Annotated in this window: 26 protein-coding genes; all 26 read left to right on the plus strand. The window is 62.1% G+C overall.

Translation table 11 applies throughout. From position 1 onward, the window contains the following. The first annotated feature begins 33 nt into the window (after positions 1-33). The 26 genes from rplV to rpsI all read left to right on the plus strand — a co-directional run bounded on the left by rplV (position 34) and on the right by rpsI (position 15,600). Complete coding sequence (gene rplV / locus AC5RTS_RS10500) at positions 34-399, plus strand: 50S ribosomal protein L22 (RefSeq protein WP_227903853.1); 366 nt, start codon at positions 34-36, stop codon at positions 397-399. After that, positions 400-1,227 carry a 30S ribosomal protein S3 gene (gene rpsC, locus AC5RTS_RS10505; RefSeq protein ID WP_493991997.1) on the plus strand — a complete coding sequence of 276 codons (828 nt, stop codon included), beginning with the start codon at positions 400-402 and terminating at the stop codon, positions 1,225-1,227. It abuts the gene before it with no gap. Further along, the gene (rplP, locus tag AC5RTS_RS10510; RefSeq protein ID WP_146361096.1) at positions 1,228-1,644 is read left to right on the plus strand and encodes a 50S ribosomal protein L16; all 417 of its coding nucleotides are present in this window, start codon (positions 1,228-1,230) and stop codon (positions 1,642-1,644) included. Positions 1,645-1,646: 2 nt separating this feature from the next. Continuing rightward, a complete protein-coding gene (gene rpmC, locus AC5RTS_RS10515; RefSeq protein ID WP_493991998.1) occupies positions 1,647-1,976 on the plus strand; it encodes a 50S ribosomal protein L29 in 330 nt (109 codons plus the stop codon). After that, the gene (rpsQ, locus tag AC5RTS_RS10520; RefSeq protein WP_279326965.1) at positions 1,973-2,278 is read left to right on the plus strand and encodes a 30S ribosomal protein S17; all 306 of its coding nucleotides are present in this window, start codon (positions 1,973-1,975) and stop codon (positions 2,276-2,278) included. Before rpmC ends, rpsQ begins: the two co-directional genes overlap by 4 nt. A 392-nt stretch (positions 2,279-2,670) precedes the next feature. Continuing rightward, on the plus strand, positions 2,671-3,039 hold the full coding sequence (gene rplN / locus AC5RTS_RS10525; protein ID WP_055239356.1) for a 50S ribosomal protein L14: 369 nt from the start codon (positions 2,671-2,673) through the stop codon (positions 3,037-3,039). A 3-nt stretch (positions 3,040-3,042) separates the two neighbouring features. Then, positions 3,043-3,402 (plus strand): 50S ribosomal protein L24, encoded by a 360-nt coding sequence (gene rplX / locus AC5RTS_RS10530; protein WP_227903850.1) that lies wholly within the window; start codon positions 3,043-3,045, stop codon positions 3,400-3,402. Continuing rightward, a complete protein-coding gene (gene rplE / locus AC5RTS_RS10535) occupies positions 3,402-3,971 on the plus strand; it encodes a 50S ribosomal protein L5 (protein ID WP_227903847.1) in 570 nt (189 codons plus the stop codon). The genes rplX and rplE overlap by 1 nt, the downstream gene beginning before the upstream one ends. Positions 3,972-4,061: 90 nt before the next feature. After that, positions 4,062-4,460, plus strand: coding sequence for a 30S ribosomal protein S8 (rpsH, locus tag AC5RTS_RS10540; RefSeq protein ID WP_227903844.1), 399 nt, complete (start codon positions 4,062-4,064; stop codon positions 4,458-4,460). An 18-nt stretch (positions 4,461-4,478) separates the two neighbouring features. Further along, positions 4,479-5,015: a 50S ribosomal protein L6 gene (gene rplF, locus AC5RTS_RS10545; protein WP_227903842.1), complete on the plus strand. Its 537-nt coding sequence runs from the start codon at positions 4,479-4,481 to the stop codon at positions 5,013-5,015. A 2-nt stretch (positions 5,016-5,017) separates the two neighbouring features. Beyond that, the gene (gene rplR / locus AC5RTS_RS10550; RefSeq protein ID WP_493991999.1) at positions 5,018-5,401 is read left to right on the plus strand and encodes a 50S ribosomal protein L18; all 384 of its coding nucleotides are present in this window, start codon (positions 5,018-5,020) and stop codon (positions 5,399-5,401) included. Positions 5,402-5,430: 29 nt separating this feature from the next. Further along, positions 5,431-6,108: a 30S ribosomal protein S5 gene (rpsE, locus tag AC5RTS_RS10555; RefSeq protein WP_227903839.1), complete on the plus strand. Its 678-nt coding sequence runs from the start codon at positions 5,431-5,433 to the stop codon at positions 6,106-6,108. Beyond that, positions 6,108-6,320 (plus strand): 50S ribosomal protein L30, encoded by a 213-nt coding sequence (gene rpmD / locus AC5RTS_RS10560; RefSeq protein ID WP_227903837.1) that lies wholly within the window; start codon positions 6,108-6,110, stop codon positions 6,318-6,320. Before rpsE ends, rpmD begins: the two co-directional genes overlap by 1 nt. 1 nt (position 6,321) lies before the next feature. Beyond that, on the plus strand, positions 6,322-6,777 hold the full coding sequence (rplO, locus tag AC5RTS_RS10565) for a 50S ribosomal protein L15 (RefSeq protein WP_493992000.1): 456 nt from the start codon (positions 6,322-6,324) through the stop codon (positions 6,775-6,777). Positions 6,778-7,024: 247 nt separating this feature from the next. Then, a complete protein-coding gene (secY, locus tag AC5RTS_RS10570) occupies positions 7,025-8,335 on the plus strand; it encodes a preprotein translocase subunit SecY (RefSeq protein WP_227903834.1) in 1,311 nt (436 codons plus the stop codon). Beyond that, positions 8,332-8,904: an adenylate kinase gene (locus AC5RTS_RS10575; protein WP_493992001.1), complete on the plus strand. Its 573-nt coding sequence runs from the start codon at positions 8,332-8,334 to the stop codon at positions 8,902-8,904. The genes secY and AC5RTS_RS10575 overlap by 4 nt, the downstream gene beginning before the upstream one ends. Before the next feature lie 29 nt (positions 8,905-8,933). Continuing rightward, positions 8,934-9,758 carry a type I methionyl aminopeptidase gene (map, locus tag AC5RTS_RS10580; RefSeq protein ID WP_493992002.1) on the plus strand — a complete coding sequence of 275 codons (825 nt, stop codon included), beginning with the start codon at positions 8,934-8,936 and terminating at the stop codon, positions 9,756-9,758. Positions 9,759-10,054: 296 nt separating this feature from the next. Continuing rightward, entirely contained in the window at positions 10,055-10,276 is a 222-nt protein-coding gene (gene infA / locus AC5RTS_RS10585; protein ID WP_055239372.1) for a translation initiation factor IF-1, read from the plus strand. 84 nt (positions 10,277-10,360) lie between these two features. After that, a complete protein-coding gene (gene rpmJ, locus AC5RTS_RS10590; RefSeq protein ID WP_012397712.1) occupies positions 10,361-10,474 on the plus strand; it encodes a 50S ribosomal protein L36 in 114 nt (37 codons plus the stop codon). Positions 10,475-10,675: 201 nt separating this feature from the next. After that, on the plus strand, positions 10,676-11,053 hold the full coding sequence (gene rpsM, locus AC5RTS_RS10595; protein ID WP_230021123.1) for a 30S ribosomal protein S13: 378 nt from the start codon (positions 10,676-10,678) through the stop codon (positions 11,051-11,053). 66 nt (positions 11,054-11,119) lie between these two features. Beyond that, positions 11,120-11,521, plus strand: a complete 402-nt coding sequence (gene rpsK / locus AC5RTS_RS10600) for a 30S ribosomal protein S11 (RefSeq protein ID WP_049829160.1) — start codon at positions 11,120-11,122, stop codon at positions 11,519-11,521. A gap of 178 nt (positions 11,522-11,699) precedes the next feature. Further along, positions 11,700-12,710 (plus strand): DNA-directed RNA polymerase subunit alpha, encoded by a 1,011-nt coding sequence (locus AC5RTS_RS10605; RefSeq protein WP_227912815.1) that lies wholly within the window; start codon positions 11,700-11,702, stop codon positions 12,708-12,710. A gap of 65 nt (positions 12,711-12,775) precedes the next feature. Further along, positions 12,776-13,321, plus strand: coding sequence for a 50S ribosomal protein L17 (gene rplQ / locus AC5RTS_RS10610; protein ID WP_493992003.1), 546 nt, complete (start codon positions 12,776-12,778; stop codon positions 13,319-13,321). A gap of 38 nt (positions 13,322-13,359) precedes the next feature. Then, positions 13,360-14,289, plus strand: coding sequence for a tRNA pseudouridine synthase A (locus AC5RTS_RS10615; protein ID WP_493992004.1), 930 nt, complete (start codon positions 13,360-13,362; stop codon positions 14,287-14,289). Between the two features lie 330 nt (positions 14,290-14,619). Further along, positions 14,620-15,063 (plus strand): 50S ribosomal protein L13, encoded by a 444-nt coding sequence (gene rplM / locus AC5RTS_RS10620; RefSeq protein WP_493992005.1) that lies wholly within the window; start codon positions 14,620-14,622, stop codon positions 15,061-15,063. A 39-nt stretch (positions 15,064-15,102) separates the two neighbouring features. Then, positions 15,103-15,600, plus strand: a complete 498-nt coding sequence (gene rpsI / locus AC5RTS_RS10625; RefSeq protein ID WP_227903822.1) for a 30S ribosomal protein S9 — start codon at positions 15,103-15,105, stop codon at positions 15,598-15,600. Positions 15,601-15,675: the final 75 nt, after the last annotated feature.

Consider the following 15,675-nt stretch of genomic DNA (forward strand, 5'->3'; position numbering starts at 1 on the left):
GCTCTTTCGGCAGAAGACGAGAGAAGGAAAGCAATGGAAGCCAAGGCAATTGCGCGTCATATCCGCGTAACGCCTATGAAGGCCCGGCGCGTCGTCAACCTTGTTCGTGGCAAGCAAGCGAATGAGGCTCTGGCAATTCTGAAGTTTGCCCCCCAGGCAGCTTCGGAGCCGGTACTTAAGGTAGTTCAGTCGGCTATGGCCAACGCACGCGTCCTCGCGGACCGTGACGGCGTGGCCTTCGACGAAGGTGACCTCTTCATCAGCGAAGCATTCGTTGACGAAGGACCCACCATGAAGCGGTTCCAGCCGCGGGCCCAGGGCCGCGCCTACCGCATCAACAAGCGGACCAGCCACGTCACCGTGGTAGTCGCAACCCCTACGATCGAGGAGGAACGCTAAGTGGGACAGAAGGTAAACCCGCACGGGTTCCGACTCGGCATCACCACTGACCACGTATCGCACTGGTTTGCTGACAGCAACAAGCCGGGCCAGCGTTACAAGGACTTCGTCCGCGAGGACATCAAGATCCGTCAGCTGATGTCCACCGGCATGGACCGCGCCGGCATCGCCAAGGTTGAGATCGAGCGCACCCGTGACCGTGTTCGTGTGGATATCCACACCGCACGTCCGGGCATCGTGATCGGCCGCCGCGGCGCCGAAGCGGACCGCATCCGCGGCGAGCTCGAAAAGCTCACCGGCAAGCAGGTTCAGCTGAACATCCTCGAGGTCAAGAACCCCGAGATGGAAGCCCAGCTTGTTGCCCAGGGTGTCGCCGAGCAGCTCTCTTCCCGCGTGGCTTTCCGCCGTGCGATGAAGAAGGCCATCCAGTCCGCACAGCGTGCAGGCGCAAAGGGTATCCGTATCCAGTGCTCCGGCCGTCTGGGCGGCGCTGAAATGAGCCGTTCGGAGTTCTACCGCGAAGGCCGTGTGCCCCTGCACACCCTGCGTGCGAACATCGACTACGGTTTCTTCGAAGCCAAGACCACCTTCGGCCGCATCGGCGTGAAGGTCTGGATCTACAAGGGCGACGTTACTTCCAAGGAACTGGCTGCACAGCAGGCTGCTGCACCGTCCCGCGGACGCTCCAACGACCGTCCGGGCCGCGGCCCGGCCGACCGTGGCGACCGTCGTCGTCGCAACGACCGTGGCGAGAAAGCCGCCGCGCCTGCTGCAGAGGCTCCGGCCGCTGAGGCAGCTGCCCCCGCAGCAGAAGGAGGACAGGCTTAAATGCTTATCCCACGTCGAGTCAAGTTCCGTAAGCAGCACCACCCGGGTCGCTCCGGCGCTGCAACCGGCGGCACTGCCGTCAGCTTCGGCGAGTGGGGTATCCAGGCTCTGACGCCTGCATACGTCACCAACCGCCAGATTGAAGCTGCACGTATTGCCATGACACGCCACATCAAGCGTGGCGGCAAGGTCTGGATCAACATCTACCCGGACCGTCCGCTGACGAAGAAGCCTGCTGAAACCCGTATGGGTTCCGGTAAGGGTTCTCCGGAGTGGTGGGTTGCAAACGTCAAGCCGGGCCGGGTTCTCTTCGAACTCTCCGGTGTTTCCGAAGAGGTAGCTCGTGAGGCCCTGCGCCTGGCGATCCATAAGCTGCCGTTGAAGGCACGCATTGTGCGTCGCGAGGGTGGTGAATAGAAATGGCAGTTGGATCAAAAGAGCTGACAACTGAGCAGCTGGACGGCTTCGATAAGGACCGTCTCGTCGAGGAACTGCGCAAGTCCAAGGAGGAGCTGTTCAACCTCCGCTTCCAGTCGGCCACCGGCCAGCTGGAAAACCACGGTCGTCTGCGTGCAGTCAAGCGCGATATCGCCCGCATCTACACGGTGCTGCGTGAGCGCGAGCTGGGCATTCGTCCCGAGGTTGTTGCTCCCGTTGAGGAAGCAGCACCCGAGGCACCTAAGAAGTCCAAGAAGAAGGCTGACAAGTCTGAAGCTGAAGCCAAGGTCGCTGAGGATGATGCCAAGTGAGCGAAAACAAGAATGAGGCAGCAGTGACAACTGACGCAAACGGCGCCGATGCCCGCGGGTACCGGAAGACCGCACGCGGCTACGTGGTCTCGGACAAGATGGACAAGACCATCGTTGTCCAGGTTGAAGACCGCGTGAAGCACGCCCTTTACGGCAAGGTTATTCGCCGGACCGAGAAGCGCAAGGCCCATGACGAGCAGAACGCTGCCGGCATTGGTGACCTGGTGCTGATCGCCGAGACCCGGCCGCTGTCCGCTACGAAGCGGTGGCGCCTGGTCGAGATCCTCGAAAAGGCCAAGTAACCTAGTAGTAAGCAACACCGGCCGGACCGCCGGTGTGTTCGCCAGGCTCCCCGGAGTGTGAAGAACACGCCGGCCCCGTCCACAGCGTAAGGGCCCCGGCCGCGTTATCATCTTAGATTTCGCATCCGGGGCCTTTTCGCGATAAACTTGAAATCTTGTCTGTGTGGTGCGGAAGTGTGCCCGGAGAACGGCCGTATCCGAGCCGGAATTCCGAGCCGGTTTCCTCACCGCCGAATGAGACAAAAGCCCGATAATCTTGTTCGACGCCTCGACGGCGGCCCGCACTGGCGTGCGGCCGGCTGAGAAGCGTTGAGTACCAGTATTACGGGGTCCACCCATATCCGTTCCGCAAGGCTCATATTTGAGAACCGGCGCGACGACAGGAGTAATAAGTGATTCAGCAGGAGTCGCGACTGAAGGTCGCCGACAACACGGGTGCCAAGGAAATCTTGACCATCCGCGTTCTCGGTGGATCCGGCCGTCGCTACGCAGGCATTGGCGACACCATCGTTGCCACCGTCAAGGATGCAATTCCCGGCGGCAACGTCAAAAAGGGCGACGTGGTCAAGGCCGTCATCGTCCGTACCAAGAAGGAACGCCGCCGCCAGGACGGTTCCTACATCAAGTTCGATGAGAACGCTGCAGTGATCTTGAAGAACGACGGCGACCCCCGCGGTACCCGTATCTTCGGGCCCGTCGGCCGCGAACTTCGCGACAAGAAGTTCATGAAGATCATTTCGCTGGCTCCGGAGGTGCTGTAGTCCATGGCAAAGATCAAGAAGGGTGACCTCGTTCAGGTCATCACCGGTGCAAAGGCTGAGCGCGGCGGAGACCGCGGCAAGCAGGGCAAGGTTCTGAAGGTCTTCCCCGAGAGCAACCGCGTTCTCGTTGAAGGCATCAACCGCGTCACCAAGCACACCAAGGTTGGCCAGTCCTCCCGCGGTTCCAAGACCGGCGGCATCGAGGTTGTCGAAGCCCCGATCCACGTTTCCAACGTCGCCGTTGTCGACCCGGAAACCAAGAAGCCGACCCGTGTTGGCTTCCGCACTGAAACCGTCGAAAAAGATGGCCGTGAGCGCACAGTGCGTATCCGCGTGGCCAAGGGCTCTGGGAAGGACCTCTAATGACTGAGACTGTCACCAAGATCGTCCCCCGTCTGAAGACCCGCTACGCAGCGGAGATCAAGCAGACCCTGCAGGACGAATTCAACTACGCAAACGTCAACCAGGTTCCCCGCCTCGTCAAGGTGGTCGTGAACATGGGTGTTGGAGATGCCGCCAAGGACTCCAAGCTCATTGACGGTGCTGTCCGGGACCTCACCCAGATCACGGGCCAGAAGCCCCAGGTCACCAAGGCACGCAAGTCCATCGCACAGTTCAAGCTGCGCGAAGGCATGCCGATCGGCGCGCACGTTACCCTGCGCGGCGACCGCATGTGGGAGTTCGTGGACCGCCTGGTTACCCTGGCTCTGCCCCGTATCCGTGACTTCCGCGGCCTGAACGGCAAGCAGTTCGACGGCAACGGCAACTACACGTTCGGTCTGACCGAACAGTCGATGTTCCACGAGATCGATCAGGACAAGATCGACCGCGTACGCGGCATGGACGTCACCGTGGTTACCACCGCAAAGACCGATGACGAGGGACGCGCGCTGCTGAAGGCGCTCGGCTTCCCGTTCAAATCCGAAGATTAATTACTACGTAACAGGTCCGACGGACACCCGTGAGGCCACGCCGCACGGAAATCCTGCAGGAAACCGTTACGAGGGAGGGCAAGAGCCCAAATGACAATGACAGATCCTGTCGCAGATATGCTCACGCGTCTGCGCAATGCAAACTCGGCATACCACGATTCCGTGTCCATGCCCTACAGCAAGCTCAAGGCGCGCGTTGCTGACATCCTGAAGGCCGAAGGCTACATCGCCGGCTGGAAGGAAGAAGAAGCCGAGGTCGGCAAGAAGCTGACCCTGGACCTCAAGTTCGGTCCGAACCGCGAGCGTTCCATCGCCGGCGTTCGCCGCATCTCCAAGCCCGGTCTGCGCGTTTACGCGAAGTCCACCAACCTGCCGCGCGTGCTCGGTGGTCTGGGTATCGCAATCCTGTCGACGTCGTCAGGTCTCCTGACCGACCGCCAGGCCGCCAAGAAGGGTGTAGGTGGGGAAGTCCTCGCCTACGTCTGGTAGCAGGGAAGGGAAAGAAAAATGTCACGTATTGGACGTCTGCCCATCCCGGTTCCTGCCGGAGTAGATATCGCCATCAACGGAAACGTTGTGTCCGTCAAGGGCGCCAAGGGCGAGCTGAGCCACACTGTGCCCAGCCCGATCACGGCTTCCCTGGAAGACGGCATCATTACCGTTACCCGCCCGAACGACGAGCGTGAATCCCGCTCCCTCCACGGCCTGACCCGCACGCTGATCAGCAACATGATCACCGGTGTGACCGAAGGCTACAAGAAGGATCTGGAAATCGTTGGTACCGGTTACCGCGTTGTCGCCAAGGGAGCGGACCTCGAGTTCGCCCTGGGCTACAGCCACCCGGTCCCCGTCACCGCCCCGGAAGGCATCACGCTGACCGTGGTCGGCCCGACGAAGGTCACCGTGTCCGGTATCGACAAGCAGCAGGTGGGCGAGGTTTCCGCCAACATCCGCAAGCTGCGTAAGCCCGACCCCTACAAGGGCAAGGGTATTCGTTACGCCGGCGAGATTGTCCGCCGCAAGGTCGGAAAGGCTGGTAAGTAACCATGGCCATCAGCATCAATAAGAAGCGAAACAGCAAGAGCAAGTCTGCCCTGCGCAGCCGTCGCCAGCTGCGTATCCGTAAGCGGATTTCCGGGACCACGGCTCGTCCGCGCCTCGTGGTCAACCGCTCCTCCCGCCACGTATTCGTCCAGGTTGTCGATGACACCCGCGGCGTAACCGTGGCATCCGCCTCCACCATGGAAGCGGATCTGCGTGCACTGGACGGCGACAAGACCGCCAAGGCCAAGCGCGTCGGCGAACTCGTTGCTGAGCGGTCCAAGGCCGCCGGCGTCGAAGCCGTTGTCTTTGACCGCGGCGGCAACCGCTACCACGGCCGTATTGCTGCAGTTGCAGACGGCGCACGTGAAGGTGGGCTGGCACTGTGACCGAGGTAAACAAGGAAAAGGAAAATCAGGTGACTGAAGCTACAGCTGCTGAGGCAACTGAGACCAAGGAAGCCGCAGCCACCGGTACCGACGACCGCCGCGGCGGACGTCGCGGCGAGCAGCGCTCCGACCGTGGAGGCCGCGGCGAACGCGGTGGCCGCGGTGGCCGCGATGGCGGACGCAACGATGATAAGGACAAGTTCATTGAACGCGTCGTTACCATCAACCGCGTTGCCAAGGTGGTCAAGGGTGGCCGTCGCTTCAGCTTCACCGCCCTCGTGGTTGTCGGTGACGGCAACGGCATGGTCGGCGTTGGCTACGGCAAGGCAAAGGAAGTTCCCTCCGCTATCGCGAAGGCCGTTGAAGAAGCCAAGAAGTCCTTCTTCCGCGTCCCCCGCATCGGTGGAACCGTTCCGCACCTCGTCCAGGGTGAAGCAGCCGCAGGCGTTGTCCTGCTGCGTCCGGCTTCCCCCGGTACCGGCGTTATCGCCGGCGGTCCGGTTCGCGCCATCCTCGAATGCGCCGGTATCCACGACGTGCTGTCCAAGTCGCTCGGGTCCTCCAACGCCATCAACATCGTGCACGCCACGGTGGATGCGCTGAAGCGTCTCGAAGAGCCCCAGGCAGTGGCTGCACGCCGCGGCCTTCCGCTCGACGAGGTTGTTCCCGCCGCGATGCTCCGCAACATGCAGAAGGCAGGTGCCTGATGTCGACTCCGAAGAACGTTGCCGTTAGCTCGGCACGGCTGGAAATCACTCAGATTAAGTCCACCATCGGTGGTAAGCAGAATCAGCGCGACACGCTGCGTTCACTGGGCCTGAAGCACATCGGCGACTCCGTCGTCCGTACTGCCGATGCAGTGACCGTTGGCATGATCAACACGGTTCCGCACCTCGTGAAGGTTGAGGAGGCGAAGTAACATGCCCGAAGATAACAAAACTCTGAAGGTCCATCACCTGCGTCCGGCACCCGGTGCCAAGACGGCCAAGACCCGCGTAGGCCGCGGTGAAGGTTCCAAGGGTAAGACGGCAGGCCGCGGTACCAAGGGTACGGCTGCCCGCTACCAGGTCAAGGCCGGTTTCGCAGGCGGGCAGCTGCCGCTGCACATGCGTCTGCCGAAGCTGCGCGGCTTCAAGAACCCGTTCCGGGTCGAGTTCCAGGTTGTTAACCTGGACAAGATCTCGGAGCTGTTCCCCGAAGGCGGCGCCGTGACCATCGAAGCACTGGTTGCCAAGGGTGCGGTTCGCAAGAACCAGCCCGTGAAGGTTCTTGGATCCGGCGACATCACCGTCAAGGTTGATGTTCAGGCCAACGCCTTCTCCGCCAGCGCAGCTGAGAAGATCGCCGCAGCGGGCGGATCCACCACCGAGGTCTAGGACCTTGTGGCGGGTCAGCCTCCTTTCCCCGCCGGACGCCCTGGGCGGACGGCGGGGGAGGGGTGCGCGACTCCCCGTGTGAAACGACTGAACTCCTGGCGGACCGATAGAACGGTCTGGCAGGAGTTCAGTTTCGTTTAACGCAACTACCGCCGCCCGTACGCCGTTAACGCAGTACGGGGTCGGAGCGGCTAGACTCTGTTTCTGTCACAAGTCCGCATGGGACTTTCAAACTTCAGGAGGACGCTTGCTTAGCGCTATTGGCCGGGCTTTCCGGACGCCAGACCTGCGACGCAAGCTGTTGTTTACGCTGGGTATCATCACTATCTTCCGCATGGGTGCTTTTATCCCGGCCCCGGGTGTTGACTACGGCAATGTGCAGCAGTGCTTGGCTCTGGGTGCCACTTCGGGTGGCATATACGAATTCGTCAATCTTTTCAGCGGCGGCGCCCTGCTGCAGGTCTCCATCTTTGCGCTGGGCATCATGCCGTACATTACGGCCAGCATCATCGTCCAGCTGCTGCGCGTAGTCATCCCGCACTTCCAGGCACTGCATGAAGAAGGCGCCCAGGGACAGTCCAAGCTGACGCAGTACACGCGTTACCTCACCATTGCCCTTGGCCTGCTCAATGCCACCACCGTGGTCTCCCTGGCCCGCTCCGGCGCCCTGTTCAACAACCAGTGTGCGCTGCCCGTCATCCCGGACGACAGCCTGGTGACGATCCTCCTGCTCATCATCACCCTGACCGCCGGCACCGGCGTCATCATGTGGATGGGCGAACTGGTCACCGAGAAGGGCGTGGGCAACGGCATGTCGCTGCTCATCTTCACTTCCATCGCAGCGTCCTTCCCCAGCGCCCTCGGCGCCATCCTCACCGCGCAGGGCTGGACCATCTTCCTGGCCGTCCTCGCCGTGGGTGTCCTCACCGTGACCCTGGTGATCTTCGTGGAACAGTCCCAGCGCCGCGTGCCCGTGCAGTATGCCAAGCGCATGGTCGGCCGCCGCACCGTCGGCGGGACGAACACCTACATCCCGATCAAGGTGAACATGGCCGGCGTGATCCCGGTGATCTTCGCGTCCTCCATGCTCTACCTGCCCAGCCTGCTGGCCCAGTTCAATACCCCCGCTACCGGAACTCCGCCGGAATGGGTTGTCTGGATCAACAACTACCTGGTCAGCGGAGACCACCCGCTGTACATGCTGGTGTACTTCCTCCTCATTGTCTTCTTCACCTACTTCTACGTCTCCATCACGTTCAACCCGGACGAGGTCTCGGAGAACATGAAGAAGTACGGCGGCTTCATCCCCGGCATCCGGGCCGGCCGCCCCACCGCCGAATACCTGCAGTACGTGCTCTCACGGATCACGCTGCCCGGCGCCCTGTACCTGGGCTTCGTCGCCCTGATCCCGCTGATTGCTCTGGTGTTGGTTGGAGCTAACCAGAACTTCCCGTTCGGCGGAACGTCAATCCTCATCATGGTTGGTGTGGGACTGGAAACGGTCAAACAGATTGACGCACAGCTCCAGCAACGTCACTACGAAGGGTTATTGCGATGACAAGAATGCTCATTATCGGGCCTCCCGGCGCCGGTAAAGGAACTCAGGCCGCCCGCATTTCGGACCGCCTCGGCGTCACGGCAATATCGACCGGCGACATTTTCCGCTCCAACGTCAAGGAACTCACGCCCCTGGGCGTAGAGGCCAAGAAGTACATCGATGCCGGTAACTTTGTCCCGGACAGCGTTACCAACAGCATGGTCCGCAGCCGGCTGCAGGACAACGACGTCGAGCCCGGCTTCCTGCTGGACGGCTACCCGCGCACCGTGGCGCAGGTCGACGAACTCGACGACATCCTGGCCGGCAAGGGCCAGAAGCTCGACGCCGTGCTGCTGCTGACCGCCGATGACGATGAACTGGTTGCCCGCCTGCTCAAGCGCGCAGAGCTCGAGGGCCGCAGCGATGACACCGAAGACGTCATCCGTCACCGCCTGGACCTCTACAAGCAGCAGACGGCCGACGTCGTCTCCCGCTACGAGGACCGCGGCATCGTGACCCGCGTCGACGGACTGGGCGGCATTGACGAAGTCACCGAGCGCGTGATGGAAGCACTGAAGGACCTGCGCTAAAAGTTATCCGCCAGAAAGTTAGAAGACACATGTTCGGCCAGCCTCGAATCCAATATAAATCCAACGAGCAGATGCGCATTATGCGCGAAGCCGGCCTGGTGCTGATCTCCGCACTTGACGCGGCCGTGAAGTCCGCGGAAGTCGGGGTCAGCACCAAGGAAATCGACGAGATCTTCGCGGGGGTGCTGAAGGAAGCCGGAGCCACCTCCAACTTCCTTGGCTACTACGACTATCCCGCAACGGTCTGCACCTCGGTGAACGAGGAAGTTGTCCACGGCATCCCGGGGAACCGGGTGCTGCAGGACGGCGACATCATTTCCATTGACGGCGGCGCCGTGGTTCGAGGCTGGCATTCGGATTCGGCACGCACGGTCATCGTGGGTACTCCCGATCCCGAAGACCAGCGGCTTTCGGATGTCACCGAGAACGCCATGTGGCACGGAATTGCCGCCGCCGCCAAAGGCAAATTCGTCGGTGACATCGGCGCGGCAGTTGACGACTATGTCAGCTCCGTGCCGGGCAAACGGCTGGGCATCCTCGAGGACTATGTCGGGCACGGCATTGGAACCGAGATGCACCAGGCACCGGACGTCCTGAACTACCGCACCAGCCACCGCGGCCCGAAGCTTCGGCCCGGGCTGTGCCTGGCCATTGAGCCCATGCTCGTGCGCGGCGGGATCGAGACCAAGACCCTTGAGGATGACTGGACGGTCATCACCGTTGACGGCAGCCGGTCCAGCCAGTGGGAGCACTCGGTGGCGATCCACGAAAAGGGAATCTGGGTGCTGACGGCACCGGACGGCGGGGCCTCGCGGCTGGAACCGCTCGGTGTCACACCGGTCCCCATTCCCTAACAGCCGGCCGCAGGACAGGATTGCAGGCTCCGCTCCCACCCGGGAGGGGAGCCTGCAGTCTTTTCCGCGGGCGCACCTCCCGAAGCGAAACGGCATCTGCAACACTGGACAGCGGCAGCGATTTAACTTATGCGGCCTCTTCCCGTAGAGTTATCTGTTGGTTGTCTCTACGTTTGTGCCCTGATTGACCGATCTCGATGCCTTGTGCCCGGGATTGGCGGGCGGATCCGGCAGGGAAAACCACAATCGAAAACCGTTTCCGGTCTTAGCCGGGGACACAGACGTTAGCGGAGGATATGGCCAAGAAAGACGGCGTCATTGAGATCGAGGGCTCGGTCAACGAAGCCCTGCCCAACGCGATGTTCCGCGTTGAGCTGGCCAACGGCCACATTGTGCTCGCACACATCTCGGGAAAGATGCGTCAACACTACATTCGCATCCTCCCAGGAGACCGCGTTGTAGTGGAACTTAGCCCGTACGACCTCACCCGGGGTCGGATCGTCTACCGCTACAAATAAACCGCTGCAAAGACGGATTGCTGACCGGCACCGCCGGTTGGCCGCCCGTTGAAGCTCAACCCTGCAACCACGCAAAGGAAAACCATGAAGGTCCAGCCGAGCGTCAAGCAGATCTGCGATAAGTGCAAGGTGATTCGCCGTAACGGTCGAGTCATGGTGATCTGCGAGAACCCGCGCCACAAGCAGCGCCAGGGCTAATCAGCCGCTCTAACGCCGAGGTCCTCACGGGCACCGGATAGAGGGCCCCTGACACCAGGGAACAGCCCACGCGTAGTTAATTGAATATGGCAGTGCAGCGTCAATACGCGTGACGCATACCCCCGGTACGGAGGCCGGGGACCTGGCAACAGGGACGCACTGCTTCAGACCTCCGGTAATAACCAAAGGAGAACCGCCGATATGGCACGTCTCGCTGGCGTTGACATTCCCCGCGAAAAGCGGGTAGTGATTGCGCTTACCTACATCTACGGCGTGGGCAAGACCCGTGCAGAGCAGACCCTTGTGGAGACCGGCATCAGCCCGGACACTCGCGTCAAGGACCTCACCGACGCTGAACTCGTTCAGCTGCGTGACTACATCGAGGGCAACTTCAAGGTTGAGGGTGACCTCCGCCGTGAGGTGGCCGCCGACATCCGCCGCAAGGTCGAGATCGGCAGCTACCAGGGCATCCGGCACCGCCGCGGCATGCCCGTCCACGGTCAGCGCACGAAGACCAACGCTCGTACCCGCAAGGGCCCGAAGCGTACCGTTGCCGGTAAGAAGAAGGCCGGCCGCTAAATAAGCGGTCTTACGGCCAAGGCCCGAATCCGGGCCACCTAAACCAAACTCTTTGTAGGAGAAGTAATGCCCCCCAAGACTCGTGGAGCGGTCCGCAAACCGCGTCGCAAGGATAAGAAGAATATCGCGCTCGGCCAGGCGCATATCAAGAGCACCTTCAACAACACCATCGTGTCCATCACGGACCCGTCCGGTGCTGTTATCTCATGGGCTTCCGCCGGTGAGGTTGGCTTCAAGGGCTCCCGCAAGTCCACCCCGTTCGCTGCTCAGATGGCTGCCGAAGCTGCCGCCAAGCGCGCACAGGAGCACGGCGTCCGCAAGGTCGACGTCTTCGTCAAGGGTCCGGGCTCGGGTCGCGAGACCGCTATCCGTTCGCTGCAGGCCACCGGCCTGGAGGTTGGCTCCATTCAGGATGTCACCCCGAGCGCGCACAACGGCTGCCGTCCCCCGAAGCGCCGCCGCGTATAAGCAGCACTGCGGTTCCGGTTCCTTCCGGCGGGCAATCCACTTCGGTGGCCTGCCCGCCGGAGGGCTCCGGTCCCGGGCTGGCTGTTAGCCGTCCAAGACGCCCGCGGAAGACCCGTCGTCGTCGTTTCCACCATTTGTGTTGCGTCATATAGCGGATGCTCGCTGAAAGGAAATGCAAGTGCTCATTGCACAGCGCCCCACCCTCACTGAAGAAGTCGTAGCCGACAACCGCTCACGGTTCATCATTGAACCCCTGGAGCCGGGTTTCGGTTACACCCTTGGTAACTCCCTCCGTCGTACCCTGCTCTCCTCGATTCCCGGAGCCGCTGTCACCAGCATCCGGATTGACGGCGTGCTGCACGAGTTCACGACGGTTCCCGGCGTCAAGGAAGATGTCACCGAGATCATCCTGAACGTCAAGAACCTCTCGGTTTCCTCCGAGCACGACGAGCCCGTTGTGGCGTACCTGCGCAAGCAGGGCCCCGGCGTGGTCACGGCCGCGGACATTGCTCCGCCGGCCGGCGTGGAGTTCCATAACCCCGACCTGCACATCGCCACGCTGAACTCGAAGGGCAAGTTCGAACTCGAACTGACCATCGAGCGCGGCCGCGGCTACGTGTCGGCCAGCCAGAACAAGTCCGGTGACCAGGAGATCGGCCGTATCCCGGTTGACTCCATCTACTCGCCGGTCCTGAAGGTGACCTTCCGCGTGGAGGCCACCCGTGTTGAACAGCGCACCGACTTCGATCGCCTGATCGTTGACGTGGAAACCAAGGATGCCATTGCACCGCGCGACGCCGTCGCCTCTGCCGGAACCACCCTGGTTGAGCTGTTCGGCCTGGCACGTGAACTCAACACCGCCGCTGAAGGTATTGAAATCGGCCCGAGCCCGACGGACGCCGCACTGGCTGCCGACATGGCCCTGCCGATCGAAGACCTTGAGCTGACCGTGCGTTCTTACAACTGCCTCAAGCGTGAAGGCATCCACACAGTGGGTGAACTCGTAGCCCGCTCCGAGGCTGACCTGATGGACATCCGCAACTTTGGTGCGAAGTCCATCGACGAGGTGAAGGCAAAGCTGGTTGAACTGGGTCTGTCCCTGAAGGATTCCCCTCCCGGGTTTGATCTGGCCGCCCGTGCCGCAGCTATTGAAGAGGACGAGTCCGAATACTCGGACGACGAGCTCTAACTGAAGCAAATTCTTGCCGGCGGGCTTTTGTTGCACCGCACGGCACCGTTTGAGGAGAAAAAGTAATGCCTACACCCACCAAGGGTAAGCGCCTCGGAGGCAGCCCGGCACACCAGCGCCTGATGCTGGCCAACCTTGCCGCGCAGCTGTTCGAGCACAAGCAGATCACCACCACGGTGACCAAGGCCAAGCGTCTGCGTCCCTACGCAGAGCGCCTGATCACGTTCGCAAAGCGGGGAGACCTGTCCTCCCGCCGCCGCGTCCTGGCCCTGATCTCCGATAAGGGCATCGTCCACGAGCTCTTCACCGACATTGCTCCGGCAGTCGAGAAGCGCGACGGCGGCTACACCCGTATCACCAAGATCGGCAACCGCAAGGGCGACAACGCCCCCATGGCCGTCATCGAACTGGTCCTGGAACCGCTTTCCGCCAAGCAGTCGGTTGTCGCCGAAGCCAGCACCGCAGCTGCCGCTGCTGCTCCGGCTCCGGTTGCAGAGTCCGCTGACTCCGCCGATTCGGCAGATTCCGCTGACTCCGCAGAGTCGGCCGACTCCGCTGAGTCCGCTGACTCCGCAGACGAGGCAGTCGTGGAGACCGAAGAGAAGAAGTAATTCTTCGCTGACGTCCCGGTGCCCTTAATATGGGTGCTATGACTATTGAAAGGCCCGCTGTCCTGGAAATGGACGGCGGGCCTTTCCGCGTCCGGATGGACCTCGCCTATGACGGGGCACCGTTCTCGGGCTGGGCTGCCCAGCCCGGCCTGCTGACTGTGCAGGGCATGGTGGAGGACGCACTGGCCGTGCTGCTGCGCCGTCCCGTCCGCATCACCGTCGCCGGACGGACGGATGCCGGCGTCCATGCCCGCGGGCAGGTGGTCCACTTCGACCTCAGCCGCGCCGAATGGGACGCACTGGCCCGAGGTCGGGATCTTGACCCGGGGGTGTCCCTGCGGCGCCGCCTCCACGGGGTGCTGAACAAGGAACTCACCGCCCCCGGCCGCAGGGACGGCCGGCAGCGCCGTGTAGTGGACGCCCTCGCCGGTGCCATAGAGATACGTTCGGCCGTTCCCGCCCCCGCGGGCTTCGACGCACGCTTCTCGGCGCTGTGGAGGCGCTACAGCTACCGCATCGCCGACCTGCCTGGAACCCGCGACCCGCTCTCCCGGCACACCACGCTCTGGTACAAGGCAGAGCTGGACACGGACCGAATGAACCAGGCAGCGGAAGGGGTGCTGGGCATCCGGGATTTCCTTTCCTACTGCAAGCCCCGGGCCGGGTCCACCACCATCAGGGAGCTGCAGGAGTTCAGCTTCGCCCGGGGCCGGGACGGCGTCATCACCACCCACATCCAGGCCGATGCCTTCTGCCACAACATGGTCCGCTCCCTGGTGGGCGGCTCACTGCTGGTAGGGGCGGGGGAGCGCCGTCCCCAATGGTTGGCTGAACGGCTTGCGGCCATGGTCCGGGACTCCAAATCCATTCTGGCGCCACCCCATCCGCTGGTCCTGGAAGAGGTCAGGTATCCCTCCGATGCAGGCCTTGCGGACCGTGCCGAAATGACCCGCGCCCACCGCAAATAGCGCCGCGGAACCTCCCGGCATAAAATGGTGGCAAATCGAATACCGGTGTCAGCGGCTGTTGGAACGAACAGTCGCCGCGACAGCTTTTGACCTGACCCCGCAAGCAGGCTATTGTTTATAGTCGTTGTGCGTGTCCTACCTCGATAGGCCTATGCCCACGGGAGCGGCTCAGTTGCAGAGCCACCTGGCCCCGGGGAAATAGCCGAGATCTCAGGACCACTGGTTAATTCAGTCCTCACCTGACCATCCGGTAACGCATAGAGAAGCTGCACTGACCATGGCATCCATGGACAGCGCGCCACCTAAGAAGAAGAAACGAAGGCAAAAACCGTGCGTACGTACACCCCGAAGCCCGGCGACATCAACCGCCAGTGGCACGTCATTGACGCCACCGACGTTGTCCTAGGCCGTCTTGCCAGCCAGACCGCAACACTGCTGCGCGGAAAGCACAAGCCGACCTTTGCTCCCCACATGGACATGGGCGATTTCGTCATCATCATCAACGCTGAGAAGGTTGCCCTCACCGGCGCCAAGCTCGAACAGAAGCGTGCCTACCGCCACTCGGGTTTCCCGGGCGGTCTGTCCTCCGTCAACTACGCCGAACTGCTGGAGAAGAACCCGGTGCGCGCAGTTGAGAAGGCCATTCGCGGCATGCTGCCCAAGAACTCCCTGGCTGCTGACCAGATCAGCAAGCTGAAGGTGTACCGCGGTGCAGAGCACCCGCACGCCGCGCAGCAGCCCAAGACCTTCGAAATCACCCAGGTCGCCCAGTAGTTCTGGCCCGCCAACTAAAGAATTAATTCAAGGAGAATCGTGGCTCAGAACACTGAAGAGCTGAATGAAAACACCGAGGAGCTCACCAGCTACACCTCGGAATCCTCTGACTCGGCGCAGACCGCAGTCAAGGAACGCCCCGCCCTGACTGTCGCCGGCTCCGCCGTCGGCCGCCGCAAGCAGGCCATCGCCCGCGTGCGCGTTGTTCCGGGTACCGGCAAGTGGATCGTCAACGACCGCGAGCTCGAAGACTACTTCCCGAACAAGCTGCACCAGCAGGAAGTCAACGAGCCGTTCAAGCTTCTTGAACTCGAAGGCGCCTACGACGTCATCGCCCGCATTCACGGTGGCGGCCCCTCCGGCCAGGCCGGTGCACTGCGTCTCGGTGTTGCCCGTTCGCTGAACGAGATCGACCGCGAGAACAACCGCCCCGCCCTGAAGAAGGCAGGCTTCCTGACCCGTGACGCCCGCGTCATCGAGCGTAAGAAGGCCGGTCTCAAGAAGGCACGCAAGGCTCCGCAGTACTCCAAGCGCTAATTCAGCGCTTCCCAAGGTGCATTCGCTGGAGCGAATGCACCTTGGGGCCCTCGCGCCGAATTGGCGCTTGGCTCC

It is taken from the genome of Arthrobacter sp. MDT1-49-2 (genome assembly GCF_059090185.1).